The sequence below is a fragment of the Cecembia lonarensis LW9 genome (assembly GCF_000298295.1).
GTDB lineage: Bacteria > Bacteroidota > Bacteroidia > Cytophagales > Cyclobacteriaceae > Cecembia > Cecembia lonarensis.
Genome location: NZ_AMGM01000087.1, coordinates 1 through 15112, shown reverse-complemented (window position 1 = coordinate 15112; position 15112 = coordinate 1). Strand labels below are relative to the sequence as shown.

At 39.5% G+C, this 15112-nt stretch carries 10 protein-coding genes; 7 read left to right on the top strand and 3 right to left on the bottom strand.

The window, feature by feature from the left end; translation table 11 throughout:
- Nucleotides 1–124 precede the first annotated feature (124 nt).
- Entirely contained in the window at nucleotides 125–592 is a 468-nt protein-coding gene (gene tnpA, locus B879_RS17670; RefSeq protein WP_009186582.1) for an IS200/IS605 family transposase, read from the bottom strand.
- Nucleotides 593–1814: 1222 nt separating this feature from the next.
- Here tnpA and B879_RS17665 point away from each other — a divergent pair.
- The 7 genes from B879_RS17665 (at nucleotide 1815) to B879_RS17635 (ending at nucleotide 13067) form a co-directional block, all read left to right on the top strand.
- Nucleotides 1815–4901 (top strand): type I restriction endonuclease subunit R, encoded by a 3087-nt coding sequence (locus B879_RS17665; protein ID WP_009186581.1) that lies wholly within the window; start codon nucleotides 1815–1817, stop codon nucleotides 4899–4901.
- A gap of 8 nt (nucleotides 4902–4909) precedes the next feature.
- Nucleotides 4910–6526: an HsdM family class I SAM-dependent methyltransferase gene (locus B879_RS17660; RefSeq protein ID WP_009186580.1), complete on the top strand. Its 1617-nt coding sequence runs from the start codon at nucleotides 4910–4912 to the stop codon at nucleotides 6524–6526.
- Nucleotide 6527: 1 nt separating this feature from the next.
- Nucleotides 6528–7559, top strand: a complete 1032-nt coding sequence (locus tag B879_RS17655; RefSeq protein ID WP_009186579.1) for a virulence RhuM family protein — start codon at nucleotides 6528–6530, stop codon at nucleotides 7557–7559.
- A 141-nt stretch (nucleotides 7560–7700) separates the two neighbouring features.
- Nucleotides 7701–8969, top strand: a complete 1269-nt coding sequence (locus tag B879_RS17650; RefSeq protein WP_009186578.1) for a restriction endonuclease subunit S — start codon at nucleotides 7701–7703, stop codon at nucleotides 8967–8969.
- Between the two features lie 29 nt (nucleotides 8970–8998).
- Nucleotides 8999–11095: an McrB family protein gene (locus B879_RS17645; protein WP_009186577.1), complete on the top strand. Its 2097-nt coding sequence runs from the start codon at nucleotides 8999–9001 to the stop codon at nucleotides 11093–11095.
- A complete protein-coding gene (locus tag B879_RS17640) occupies nucleotides 11096–12346 on the top strand; it encodes an McrC family protein (protein WP_009186576.1) in 1251 nt (416 codons plus the stop codon).
- Nucleotides 12347–12455: 109 nt separating this feature from the next.
- Nucleotides 12456–13067, top strand: a complete 612-nt coding sequence (locus B879_RS17635) for an AbiU2 domain-containing protein (protein ID WP_040401057.1) — start codon at nucleotides 12456–12458, stop codon at nucleotides 13065–13067.
- A gap of 82 nt (nucleotides 13068–13149) precedes the next feature.
- On the opposite strand, the gene mnmE is transcribed toward B879_RS17635, so the two are convergent.
- Both mnmE and B879_RS17625 read right to left on the bottom strand, forming a co-directional pair.
- Nucleotides 13150–14532: a tRNA uridine-5-carboxymethylaminomethyl(34) synthesis GTPase MnmE gene (mnmE, locus tag B879_RS17630; RefSeq protein ID WP_009186574.1), complete on the bottom strand. Its 1383-nt coding sequence runs from the start codon at nucleotides 14530–14532 to the stop codon at nucleotides 13150–13152.
- 4 nt (nucleotides 14533–14536) lie between these two features.
- Nucleotides 14537–14986, bottom strand: coding sequence for a thioredoxin family protein (locus B879_RS17625; protein WP_009186573.1), 450 nt, complete (start codon nucleotides 14984–14986; stop codon nucleotides 14537–14539).
- Nucleotides 14987–15112: the final 126 nt, after the last annotated feature.

Below are 15112 nucleotides of genomic sequence, written 5' to 3'. Positions count from 1 at the left end.
ATAGAAAAGATTTGGATTCATGAACCGACCGACCCCGAAGGGTGTCGTATATTTATAGCAAACAAAATTGGTTAAATGTTCCCCACCGACCCCGAAGGGTGTCGTATATTTTATCTTAAAAACATCAATTGTCTTCAATCCAATTGAACAAATATTCATCTTTATGTTCAATCTGGAATTTTTTCAAAAACTCCTTATACTCTTGTTTGAAGGTCTTCTTTTTATGATGCTCTTTTTGATTGTTGATATAAGCAATTACCCTGTCCAATGCAGAATGGGAATAAGAAAAAGCGCCATACCCATCCTGCCATTTGAATTGATAAGGACAAAATTTCTTTTCATTTACAAATTTATTGGATGCCTTTTTTACCTCCATCACCAAATCGGACAAGCAAAAAGAAGTTTTTAGGCCAATCAAAATATGAATGTGATCAGGCATGCCGTTTATAGCCAATAATTTTTGATCTTTATTTTGAATAATTCCTGTTATGTATTTGTACAATTCGTCTTCCCATGATTTTTGGATAAGTGAATTTCTTCCTTGGACTGCGAAGACAAGTTGAATGTAGATCTGTGAAAAAGTACCAGCCATGTTTCAAAAATTAAAGGTTATAAAAGATTGAATTAGAGTATCCAAAATCAAAATTCAATTTAAAAAATGAATGGTTTTTGAACAATTGATTACGGAAATGGAGGGCAATTTATCCGATTAATTTTAAGTTCGACCCAATCTTGGTCGGTGAGCCCACTGTCAAGAACCTTGTTATAAATATGCGACCCCTTCAGGGTCGGGGTGCGGGGTATCGAGCGCTTTGCTATAAATATTTGACCCATTCTGGGTCAAATGGGACACTATCTCGTCATTGTGATGCAATAAATCTGCGTCCCATTTTGGGTCAGATGGGTCCTAAATCATTATCATAATTCTATAAACATGCGACCCATTCTGGGTCGTTGTGTTTCAAATTCAATTACCAATAAGGAAAAAAATACATCCTAAATTCGGGATCTCAAATTAACCCGAAGGGTTAACATATTTATAGCAAGCAATATCGGTTAAATCTACCTATTCGACCCCGAAGAGTGTCGTATATTTATGGCAACAATTATCTGGTAAATGTCACCAGGCGACCCCGAAGGGTGTCGTATGTTTATAGCAACAATCATCTATTAAAGGTCCCCCATCGACCCCGAAGGGTGTCGAACAATATTGCAAAAATATGCGACCCAGTCTGGGTCTGTGATGGTGCTTTTGATGCCTTTCCTATAAATATATGACCCATTCTAGGTCAACGGGTTTTCAAAATCAATCGAGGTTCATTTCATTATCAATTTTTATCCATGATGGGAAGATTTCTAATTATGCAAAGGGAAGGATTGCCGTTAAAAAACATTCCAAAGGATATTTCAAGGTCATAGCCAGGTGAATTGGGTGGGATTGATAGCAAAAATACGGTTAAGGTAAACCAAACTACCCCGAAGGGTGTCGTATATTTATAGCAAGCAATATCGGTTAAATGTTCCCCACCGACCCCGAAGGGTGTCGAATAATATTACGGAATATATGCGACCCCTTCAGGGTCGGGGTGCGGGATGATTGACCGCTTTCCTATAAATATATGACCCATTCTGGGTCAATGGGTCCTAAATCATTATCATAATTCTATAAATATACGACCCATTCTGGGTCGACTCTTTGCTACATAAAATTTTAAAAATCAAATACATTAGCCTTCCAACCACTTTACCTTGCAAATACCCGCTTCCCGTACTATATTCATCACCTAAACATTAATGTACCTTTTTTAGATAGCATGGCTTTTAATGAAAACTCGAGGGTAAAGATCCCGGCAATTTTGCACCTGATGCGCCTTGGATTTGAATATATCCCTCTATCTCAACAACATCGCAGGGAAGAATCCAATATCTTCACTGATATTTTTGTGGAAAGCCTTCAAAAAATTAATCCCCCCGCTACCAAAGAAGAGATTATCCGTTTGTTGGATGAGATTACCTTGGAACTTGATTATGAGGACTTGGGCAAAAAATTCCATCAAAGGCTGACTTCCACCTCAGGCATCAAATTGATTGATTTCAATGATTTTGGGAATAACAGTTTTCATGTAACTACCGAACTTACCTGCAAAAACGGGGAAGAGGAATTCCGCCCGGATATTACCGTGCTGATCAACGGCATGCCTTTGGCTTTTATCGAAGTCAAAAAGCCCCATAACAAAGAAGGTGTCATCAACGAGCGCAACCGTATCAATACCCGTTTTAAGAACAAGTACTTCCGGCGCTTTGCCAACATCACCCAATTGATGGTATTTTCCAACAATATGGAATATGAAGACGGTATTGTTGAACCCATTTTCGGAGCTTTTTATGCGACCTCGGCCTATGCTAATCTGCATTTCAATTATTTCAGGGAAGATGAGGATTATCCCGTTACCCAAAAACTCCTGCCCGTTTCGGATCAGGAGGAAAGTGTGATTCTAAAAGACAATAACCTTCAGGTAATCAAGCATAGTCCAGAATTCCAGACCAACAAAAATGTCAATACCCCAACCCATCGCATCCTAACTTCTTTGTTCAGTCGGGAGCGCTTGGCTTTTATCCTAAGATATGCTTTTGCCTACGTGGATGAACTCAAGGATGATGGCAGCATCAACCGACAAAAGCACATCATGCGCTACCCTCAGATTTTTGCAACGATGGCTATTGCTGCCAAACTGGAAGAAGGCAAGCGGAAAGGAATTATCTGGCATACACAGGGTTCAGGCAAAACGGCCTTGGCCTATTATAACGTCAAGCACCTGACCGACTTTTTCCAAAAGAAAAAGATTATCCCTAAGTTTTACTTCATCGTCGACCGACTGGATTTGCTGATTCAGGCATCGACGGAGTTTTCCAATCGGGGACTCAAAGTCAAGCAGGTCAATTCACGGGAAGACTTTATCAAAGATATGCAAGTAGTGGCATCCATTCACAACGACTCTGGAGAAGCAGAAATCACGGTTGTCAATATCCAAAAGTTCTCTCAGGACGCTACTGCCTTGATGATTCCGAATTATGACATTCAAACGCAGCGGGTGTATTTCCTCGATGAAGCCCACAGAAGCTACAATCCCAAAGGAAATTACCTGGCCAATCTAATCAATTCGGATAAAAATGCGGTCATCATCGCATTGACCGGAACTCCTTTGCTGAAAGAGGTAGCCAAAGAATACGATTCCAAATTGTTGTTTGGAAATTATATCCACAAGTATTACTACAACCGTTCCATTGCGGATGGTTATACACTAAGGCTTATTCGTGAGGAAATCGAAGGCAAGTTCAAAATGGAAATGCAGGAGGTGATGGAGCAGATCAAAGTGCTGAAAGGAGAAATCAAAGCTTCCGATGTCTATGCAGATCGGCGCTTTGCCAATGGCCTGCTTGATTATATCTGCCAGGATCTGATTGCCTTTCGGGATCATTGGCAGGATGAAAGTTTGGGAGGAATGGTGGTGTGCGACTCCTCCAAACAAGCAAAAATGCTTTTTGAACTCTTTCAGGACCGTTATGGGATTCAGGAAACAGAAGCCGATAAATTGTCCATTGCGGCCGATTTACCAAGGGCTTCCTATGGAAAACGTAGAAATACCCAACTTACCGCAGCACTGATTCTCCATGATGAAAATGATAAACTCACCCGCAAGGGATTGATCAAAGCTTTTAAAGGAGGAAAAGTAGATCTACTTTTCGTTTACAATATGTTGCTTACGGGTTTTGATGCCAAGCGATTGAAGAAATTATACCTGGCACGAGTGATTCAGGACCATAACCTGTTACAGACCTTAACCAGGGTCAATAGGCCCTATAAACACTACCAATACGGCTATGTGGTAGATTTTGCAGATATCTCCAAAGCCTTTGATCGTACCAATCAATTGTATTTCCAGGAATTGCAGGAGCAGTTGGGAGATGAAATGGATATGTATTCCCATCTTTTCAAGTCGGAACAGGAAATCAGGGAAGAATTGAATCAGATTCAAGAAACCCTTTTTCAATACGATACCAGTAACAAAGAGCTCTTTTCCCAACAGATCGCACAGGTTACAGAGAAAAAGGAATTGATGCAGCTGATCAAAGCCCTGAGAACTGCCAAGGAACTGAAAAACATCATTGCTGTCAATGGCTATGAAGGATTGGGTGAATTAGTAGATTTTGAGGTGCTTAACCGATTACTGATCGAGGCTCAAAACCGCTATGACAACTTGAACTTTGTCGAAAACATAGGACAGGAAGAAGCCACTCAAAACCTGCTCAACACCGCCTTGGAGGATATCGTTTTTCAGTTTATCAAAGTGGGAGAGGAGGAACTCAAACTCGCCGATGAATACAAGGATGCCCTTCGAAAAACCCGAGAAGCTTTACAACAAAATTTTGATCAGGCAGACCCGGAGTTTGTTAACTTGCGGGAGGAATTAGAGCGGATTTTTAGAAAAAAAAACCTCTCTGAAACCAAGCAATCGGATATGCAGGAAAATATGCGCCTGCTGCGGAAGATTTATGATCAGGCCAAGGAACTCAACCGCAAGAATGCCCTGCTCAAAGCCAAATATGCACAGGATGAAAAATACACCCGCATCCATAAGCGCCTGAGTGAGAAATCCGAATTGTCTGCCAAGGAAATGCAGCTTCACAGGGCATTGATGCAGGTGAAGCAAGCGGTGGATGATAAGCTCGAAGGACAGGAAGATATCCTCAAAAACGAAGCTTTCTTCACCAAATACCTGATGCAACAGGTGGTGCAAGAATTCAGGAAAAAGGAAAATATCCCCTTGGATTTTGAAACTACCCAAAAGATCAATCACCTGATTTTAAGAGAATATTTACAACAGTACCAAGCACGTTAAGAGTACCCATGACACAGGATATCAGTTTTATCAACAAGACCAAGCAACTCATCGACAATCTCAAAAGTGTCTGCGCCAATTATGGATTAGGCAACGATGGGAATGAGTTTAAAATCATCACGCAGGTGGTCTTGTATAAGTTTTTGAATGACAAATTCCGCTTTGAAGTCCGTAAAGAAGATCCTGCTTTGGCAGCCGCTGAGAACTTTACCGAAGCTCTGGAAAAACTGGACGGGGAAGCTTATCAGTTCTTATTAGCTGGACTGCATCCCAATGTACCCCGTTTGCAGCCCCATCAATTGATTTCCTCCCTGCACAACAGACAGAATGAAGGAGACTTTGCCAAAACCTTTGACGATACGCTGAGACAGATATCGGTAGAAAATGCAGAAGTCTTTTCAGTCAAGTCCTTTTCCGGTGCCAAAGATTCCTTGTTTGATGAACTCAGTCAGTTTATCTCCGATTCATCCCAACGGGATGCTTTCTGCAGAGCTTTGATCAACAAACTCTTTGAGTTTTCCTTTGAGGAGATGTTTGGACAGAAGTATGATTTCTTTGCCACCATCTTCGAGTACCTGATCAAGGATTACAACTCTGATTCGGGTGGAAAATATGCCGAATACTATACCCCCCATGCCGTGGCCCGCATCATGGCCAAGATCATGGTGCCGGAACCTGTCAAAAAAGTCCGCTGCTACGATCCCAGTGCTGGTTCGGGAACACTCCTGATGTCCTTGGCCCATCAGATAGGAGAGGACAACTGTTCCATCTATTCGGAAGACATTTCCCAAAAGTCCAGCAATATGCTGCGGTTGAACTTAATCCTGAATAACCTGACCCACAGTATTCCCAATATCATCAAGACCAATACCATTGCCCAGCCCTATTATCTGGATACCAAATTTGACTTTATTGTATCCAATCCTCCATTTAAGCTGGACTTTTCCGATTTCAGGGATGATTTGGAAAAAGATGCCTTTAAGGAGCGTTACTTTGCAGGGATTCCCAATGTGCCCAAGGCCAAAAAAGAGTCCATGGCCATTTACCTGCTTTTTATCCAGCATATCATGTACAGCCTGAGTGAAAAAGGAAGGGCGGCTATTGTAGTCCCCACAGGATTTATCACTGCTCAAAGTGGGATAGAGAAAAAGATACGGGAGCGATTGGTGTATAAGGGTTGGCTTCGTGGAGTGGTCAGCATGCCCAGCAATATCTTCGCCAGCACGGGAACCAATGTGTCAGTACTTTTTCTGGACAAGGATGCAGACAGCGAGCATATCGTGCTGATGGATGCCAGCAAACTGGGACAGACCGTGAAAGACGGTAAAAACCAACGTACCGTACTCACGCCTGAGGAAGAAGCTAGAATTATAGAGACCTTCAATAGCAAAACAGCTGTGGAAGACCTCTCTGTGGTGGTTAGCAAAGAACAGGTGAAGGAGAAAAATTATTCTTTTTCTGCTGGGCAGTATTTTGAAGTCAAGATAGAATATGTGGACATCACGAAAGAGGAGTTTCAAGAAAAATTGGTAGGTTTTGAGGAGCGTCTGAAAGGCTTGTTTGCAGAGGGAGAGAAATTGGATGGGGAAATTTTGGGGAATTTGAAGCGGTTGAAAATGAATTGATATGGAGCTAAGAAATGAAAATCCAACCAATTTTATTTTTTATCAATCCACAGATGGGAAGGTAAATGTTCAGGTAATTGTAGATGAGCAATCAGAAACAGTATGGGCAACTCAAAAGACACTCGGAGAGCTTTTTGGTGTTTCAAAATCTACGATCAGTGAGCACACAAAAAATATTTTTGAGACCAAAGAACTAGACCGAGAGTCAACTGTTCGGAAAATCCGAACAGTTCAAGAAGAGGGAGAAAGAAAGGTCAGCAGGAGTCTTGAATTTTATAATTTGGACTTTATCATTGCCTTAGGATACAGGGTTAATTCCATTCAAGCTACCCAGTTTCGGAAGTGGGCAACAAGCATTTTAAGGGAATATTTAATCAAAGGTTTTGCTTTAGATGATGAGCGTTTAAAGCAGGGCAATCAGGTATTTGGGAGAGATTATTTTCAAGAGCTTCTGGAGAGAATCCGGGAGATACGGGCAAGTGAACGATTATTTTATCAAAAAATAACCGATATCTATGCCACTTCCATAGATTATGATCCCAAGTCTAGTATTACCCAAGACTTTTATGCAACTGTTCAAAATAAACTGCACTGGGCTATTCATGGGCATACTGCAGCTGAACTGATCAAACTGAGGGCTTCTGCAGAACATCCTACGATGGGTTTGACTTCTTGGAAAAATGAAAAAAGAGGAGGTAAGATCATGAAGAGCGATGTGAGTATTGCTAAGAATTATCTGAATGAAAAGGAGTTGTCAGAGCTCAACCGAGTGGTAACCATGTATCTGGATTTTGCTGAGAATATGGCAAGAAGGCAGTTAAGCATGAGGATGGCTGATTGGGTAAATCGATTGGATGCTTTTCTGTCTTTTAATCAGTATGAAGTCTTGCAGGACTCCGGAAGAGTTTCCGCTATTGAAGCTAAATTAAAAGCCGAAACCGAATTTGATCAATTTCGGGTGATTCAGGATCAGAGGTATGAAAGTGATTTTGATCGAATGGTGAAGGAGATGGGGAGAAAAGGGAAAAACTGATTTTAATTGGACTGTAATTAAATTTCGAGCTATTTCTATTTTGGAAAAAGCTCGAAGAGTACGGTTTGAGTTAAATTAAAAGTTTTAAAGCGACATTTTTACATGTTTAGTTAACTGTTGTGAATTGTTAATGTAGTCAAAATGAATAATTGGAAAAGAACTTCTTTAGGAAATTTTATCTCTCTTCAAAGAGGTTATGATTTAACAAGCGAAGAAAGAAAACCAGGCTCCATTCCCGTATTTGGAGCTGCGGGGCATAATGGTTTCCATAATGAAATTAAAGTTAAAGGGCCTGGGATTGTGGTAGGTAGAAGCGGAGGGTCCTTCGGTCAAGCACATTTTGTAAAAGAAGATTTCTGGCCACACAATACCGCCATGTTTGTTTCTGATTTTAAAGGTAACAATGTCTTATTTACTTTTTATCTGCTTAAGAGTCTAGACTTCTCAAACCTGAATTCTGGAAGTGCTCAACCTTCATTAAACCGAAATTATTTATACGACTTTCCTGTTTTTGTTCCGTCTGTTGAGGACCAACAAAAAATCGCCTCTATCTTATCCGCCATCGATGACAAAATCGAACTCAACAACAAAATCAATGCCGAATTGGAAGGGATGGCGAAGTTGATGTATGATTATTGGTTTGTGCAGTTTGATTTTCCATACGATTTCCGTCAAGATAAACCCGCAGACGAAACTTCCAATGCTAAAGATGTCAAGCCTTATAAATCTTCAGGGGGAAAGATGGTGTGGAATAAGGAGTTGAAGAGGGAGGTGCCGGAGGGATGGGGAAGTGCCAGCTTATTGGATATTGCAATTTTTGATAATGGCTTGGCGTGTCAAAAATTTAGACCAATGGAGGGAGAAAATTCATATCCGGTGATTAAAATTAGAGAAATGCGTGATGGGATTACTCCATCAACCGAAAGAGCATCAATTAAAATACCTAAAAAGAATCTTATAGATGATGGAGATATTTTGTTTAGTTGGTCAGCTTCTTTAGAAGTAATGCAATGGACAGGAGGGAAAGGTGCATTGAACCAACATATTTTTAAAGTCCATTCAAAGAAATATCCTAAATCTTTCTATTACATGGAGGTGAAAAGTTATTTAAAGCATTTTAAGATGATCGCAGAACTTAGAAAAACAACCATGGGACATATTACAATCGATCATTTAAAGCAAAGTAGAATAGTTCTTCCTCCTTTTGAAATAATTAAGGAACTTGATAAACTTCTTGAACCAATTTTTGAACAACAGTTAGTTTTGGATAAACAAAACCAAGAGCTATCGGAAAAGCGGGATTGGTTGTTGCCGATGTTGATGAATGGGCAGGTTAGAGTAGACCGTAATTATGAATTGAAAGATTCAGAGATAGGAATGGCTGCGGAGCCAGGGGAAAAATACAACTGATTTTAATTTTATGTTAAAAACGAACGCTTATGCTTGACTATTTCGATTATCAAAAACTGGTTTATGAAGCTTTTTTGGACAAAAGAAACCAAGACAACCGATTTAATTTTTCAGTAAGGCAGAAGGCATCAAAAGGAGCTGAAAAGAATTATTTTATTGGTACTGAAAAAGGGATGTATTTTTCAACCACCTTATGGAATATAAAAGTAGGTTATCCTGGGTCAGCAGGTGACCTTATCAATGTCATTTTTTCGTATACACAGAAAAATACAAGGCTAGCTTACTACATTGAGCTTAATCAAACCAATTCCCCAAATGATGATCAAAATTTGTGGGCACTGAATTTAATCAAAGATTTGGAACCTATCGTGAAAGATAGTCTGGGGTTAAAAAAGAAAAGCAATCCCTCTCAGAAGATATGCAATTACAAAAGCAAAAGCAGACAAGATGCTTATTCAACTACCGAAGAATTGATGTATGATGTATTTCAGGATTTGGAAATTTTGATGCCTATTGTAAACAGGAATATCACAAGGATAAAAGAAATGCATCCTGAATTTTTTGCCCATCAGTTGACAAATGAGGAATTTGAACTCCAACAATCCAAGTTAAGAGAACGTCTGGAAAAGTTTTCAACAAAGAAAGATACCTCGCAGAAAGGATCAGAGGAAGTAAAAAAATCAGATAAATACATAGTGACTGAAAATAAAGCACTCAATCAAATCCTATTCGGGCCTCCTGGAACAGGAAAAACCTACAAAACCATAGAAAAAGCCATTTCCATTATTCATCCTGATTTCGATTTAAGCCAAGATAGGAATCAAATTAAAGCTGAATATAACCGATTGGTAGAAAATGGGCAGATTGTGTTTACCACCTTTCACCAAAGTATGAGTTATGAGGATTTTATTGAAGGGATTAAGCCAGTAGAGCCAGAAAAAGAAGGGGATCCCATTAATTACAAAGTGGAACTGGGAATATTTAGAAGGTTATGCGTAAATGCTGCTTTTGATTTAATTCAATCTCAGGAATCAAAAGAAACAGAAGAGGTTTTAGACTTTTCAATTCTTTATGACAACTACTCCGAAAAGGTGCAAGAACAGATTTTCAATAATGAAACGGTTGAATTAGAGTCAAAAAGTGGTGGAAAAGTGATTGTTGAAAGTATTTCTGCTCAAGGAAATTTTATTGTAAAGCATCCAGAAGGGATGAGGACTTACACCATCTCAAAGCCTAGGCTGAGTAAATTAAATACAGCAATAAAAAACTTGAATGATGTTAGTAACATCAATGACCAATTTAGGGAAATCATTGGGGGAAGTAATTCATCGGCTTATTGGGCTGTTTTAAATGCCATTCGGAAGGAAACCAAAAAAGTAAAAAAGATAAAAGGCCAAAGGAGTTTTACATTTGAAGAAAAGCTAGAAGTTGTTAATGGTCATCAAAACTATAAAAATCTTAAAGGTAAGGCCTATGTCTTGATCATAGATGAAATCAACCGTGGGAATGTGTCACAGATATTTGGGGAGTTAATTACATTGATTGAAGAAGATAAGCGATTGGGTAAAGAGGAGGAGTTGCAGGTTCAATTACCATATAGCAAAAAAACTTTTGGAGTTCCTGCTAATCTATACATCATTGGCACTATGAATACCGCAGACCGAAGTGTGGAAGCTTTGGATGCAGCTCTCAGAAGAAGGTTTAGTTTTGAAGAGATGCCTCCAAGTTACGGTTTGGAAGAGCTCAATGGTGTAGTTGGCGGAGTACAGCTTTCCAATTTGTTAAAAACCATCAACGGTAGAATAGAAATGCTCTTGGATAAAGACCATTTGATAGGGCATAGTTATTTTGTGAAAGTTAAAAATATCAGAGATCTTCAACTTGTTTTCCAGAATAAGATCTTACCACTACTTCAAGAGTATTTCTTTGGAGATTATGGAAAAATTGGCTTGATCTTGGGCACGAAATTCTTTGAAGAAGAGACCAAAAACAAAACGGTCCAACTCAAAAGTTTTTTTGATTACGGTGATGATGGATTTGAAGAAAGAAAGATTTACCGTTTAAAAGACCTTTCTAGGATGAATGAAGAAGATTTCAAAACTGCCATTATTGATCTTATTCAATAAGTGAACAAATCCAGGAACCATATTACCGTTTTTGAACATCAGTCAGTCAAGCTTGGGGGCTCTTCCAACAAAAATGCTTTAAATGAGACGACTTTGGAAGCCCTGCAAAAGTTTTATGGTGAAAAGGGCGTGCCCTATTTTGACTTAATTCATAAGGGTGTAAGGTTTAAGGAATTTGTGGGTGTGCTTCAAGTGGGAGAAACCTTGATAGAAGTGTTACCAAAAGCAGACAAACCAAGTGAAAATGGCAGTACCCAAGATCGTTGGAGAAAAGTTTTGATTGGCATGTTGAAAGCAGTGCATGGATTTGATGTTCAAGCCCCTAGTTCAAGTGCTCTAAAACTGAAATCCAATACCATCTTAGACCTGTATTTTGAGTACTTTGTGTCCGAATTGGAGTATTTGATGCATGCGGGTTTGGTCAAAAAATACAGGAAAAATCTTGGTAATGTCAGTGCACTTAAGGGAAGCTTGCAGTTTGGCAAACACCTACAGTATAACTTAGTTCATCAGGAGCGCTTTTATGTCAAGCATACTGTATATGATGTCTACCATGAGTTGCATGGTGTCCTTTACAAGACGCTCAAACTCCTCAAATCAATCAATACCAATACGGCACTTCATAGTAGGATAGGAGCCTTACTGTTACATTTTCCAGAAATGCCTGAAATCAAAGTTTCTGAAAAAACCTTTGAGCGCTTAACGCTGGACAGAAAAACGAAATCCTATCAAAAGGCCTTAGAAATTGCCCGATTATTTTTGATGCAATACCATCCCGATCTCAGTAGGGGCAGAGACCATGTCTTGGCTTTGATGTTTGATATGAATGTGCTTTGGGAAAAGTTTGTATTTGTAAGTTTAAAGAAGAATGGCTTAAAAGTCTTCGCTCAAAACAGTAAGAGTTTCTGGAACCCTACTAACGGACCAAGGCGAACCATCCGACCTGATATCAGGATAGAAATAGGTGATCAAACCTTTATCTGTGACACCAAATGGAAAGTATTGAAAGATAACCGTCCCTCCTTGGAAGATATCCGACAAATGTATGCCTATCATCAATACTTTAATGCTAATAAAGTGGCTTTGATTTACCCTGGAAATATGGAAAGTTTCTCTGGGAAATATGCTGATATTCAGGATCCTCAGTTGGATTCTGATTTTGAGTGTTCGTTGATGTTTATCCCTGTTATGAAAAATGTGAAGCAGTGGCAGAAGGGGATAGAGGAGAGATTAAAGGAATGGATAAGTTGATTGAATATGGATTTGAAAGATATACTTTGAGAGTGGAATAGCCAATGACGTATATAGAAGTCAGCAATATTACTTTGTATACAGGTCAATAGGAGAACATTACCACTTGTTGAAAGAGAAAAGTGAATTTTCAGAGGTTTCTTCTTTGAGCTTTCTTCAAGCATCTTCCCAAGATTTATGTATACTTCATTTGGCTAAAATTTTTGACAATAAAAATCCAAAGTATAAGACCAGAACATTAAAAGGCTTAATCGAAGAGGCTGTTAAACATAATAGACTAGAAAACATTTATTTAAGGTTCGCTGATAACCTTATAAAACTTCAGAAACTTACAGATTTTAGAATGCCATCAGAGGAATTTGTTACGCCAAATGAACTTAAAAGCTATTTACTTGATGTTCTTAAACTTCCAAATATTAGAGTAAGGATTGAAAATATTAAGCTTGTAAGGGATAAATATATCGCTCATAATGAATATATTATCGAAAGTCTAGGTTTGGATAGTTTTTGGGATGATGTTAGATTTCTTCAAGATTTAGGGTCTCTATACTTATCAATAATTGGACGATATTTTTTGCATAGTGAATATTTCCAATTCAATGGGACTGGAAGAAATTATGTTCATTATAGCATGCTTTCGCAAATGTGGTGGCTATACGAAATGCTTGGGAAAATTTTTGAAAGAGAAAATTTGGTTTATTGGTGGGATAATAATGATTAAATATTATTCGTTTCAAATTACTTTTTTCATTTGATGAAATTTCAAACCTTTGAGGTCAAATAAAGACCTCAAAGGTTAAAGGTTACTTCCCGATACAGAATTTGCTGAAGATATTCGCCAACAAATCATCGGTGGTAATCTCTCCTGTAATCTCGCCGAGGTAGTGCAAGGACCTGCGGATATCCATGGCCAGGAAATCATTGGTAATGTGATTGTCCAAACCGGTCAAAACATCGAGCAGGGACTGACGGGTTTTAACCAAGGAATCGTAATGCCGGATATTGGTCACAATGGTATTGCCTGTTCGGAACTTGTCCAAATTGACCAATTCAAGTATCCGGTTTCGCAAAACATCTAAATTCTCCTTCTGACCGGCAGAGATAAAAATGGTATCTGGATGTTTGTCTTTTAATTCATTGATAAATTGTGAATTAGCCTTATCTATCTTATTTCCTACTTTAACAAAAGGCACCCCCAAATTTTCTAATTTATTGATGTCCCGATTGATCTCTAACATGTCCGTATCGGTAAGGTCAAAGAGATACAAGATCAAAGAAGCAGTCTTCATCTTCTCCTGGGTACGACTGACACCGATGGCTTCTATCGTATCTGTAGTTTCTCTTAAACCTGCGGTATCTATAAACCTGAAAATCACTCCACCTATGTTAATCTCATCTTCGATGAAATCCCGGGTGGTACCGGCAATATCAGAGACGATAGCCTTCTCTTCATTGAGCAAAGCATTGAGCAAAGTAGACTTTCCGGCATTGGGTTTACCGGCAATGACAGTAGGCACCCCGTTCTTGATCACATTGCCCAGGTCGAAGGAAGCGATCAATTGTTCGATCACCCGAAGGAGTTTTTCGACCAACACCCTCAAGTCATCCCGACTGGCAAATTCCACATCCTCTTCCGTGAAATCCAGTTCCAGCTCGATCATGGAAGCAAAATGAATCAGCTCCGCCCTCAGCTTGGAAATCTCTCCACTGAAACCACCCCGCATCTGATTCATGGCCGCCTGATGGGAAGCCTCGGAATCGGAATGGATCAGGTCAGCCACGGCTTCTGCCTGGGCCAGGTCAAACTGTCCGTTGAGAAATGCCCTTTGGGTAAATTCTCCAGGTTTGGCCGGACGTGCGCCATGTCGGATGAGCAATTTGATTACCTGATTCACAATATAGGAAGAGCCATGGGTGGATATTTCCACCACATTTTCCTTGGTAAAGGATTTTGGGGAGATGAACAATGACACCAGAACCTCATCGATAATACGCTCCCCATCTCTGATGGTACCAAAATGGATAGTATGGGATGGCTGCTTTTCCAAGTCTTTGCCTTTGAACACCTCATTGGTAATCTTGATGGCATCTTTACCGGAAAGACGTATCACCGCAATGGCACCAACCCCCTGAGGAGTGGCCAGGGCGATGATGGTATCTTCTTTTTCGTGAAGGGAAAAACTCATGGGCTTATTTGCCGAATTTATCTAAAATACCGGTAAGGCCGGTAAGGAAAGGCTCAGGTTGTCTGTATCCAGGATACTGGGTTATATTTTCCATGGTGGCATCCATGATCACGAAATTAGGATAAGAGCGAACACGCATGGTGGTGGCCATAGAGGCTTCCGTATATTCCTTGCCACGGAACATGAATTTCCTCTTGGTGTTCTCAGCATTCATTTTCACCGGATAGAAGTTTTCATTGATGTAAGCAATTACCTTGGGATCAGAGAAGGTGTCTTTGTCCATTTTTTTGCACCAACCGCACCAATCGGTATACACATCCACAAAAACCATCTTGGGGTTTTCCTGGGTTTTGGCCGCCGCTTCTTCAAAAGTCAGCCAATTGATTTTACTCTGGGCCATGGTCATACCGCCCAAGAAGAAGAACAAAAATGTAAGGGATAGTAATTTTTTCATCTGAATGAAATAGGGTTTAAGCTATTGAATAAAAAACGACAGTAATATATTTCAAGTTCATTTGGTTTCAAAATCTATTCCAATTTATAGAGGCTAGAAGCAAGAAGCTAGAAACAAGACTTTAAT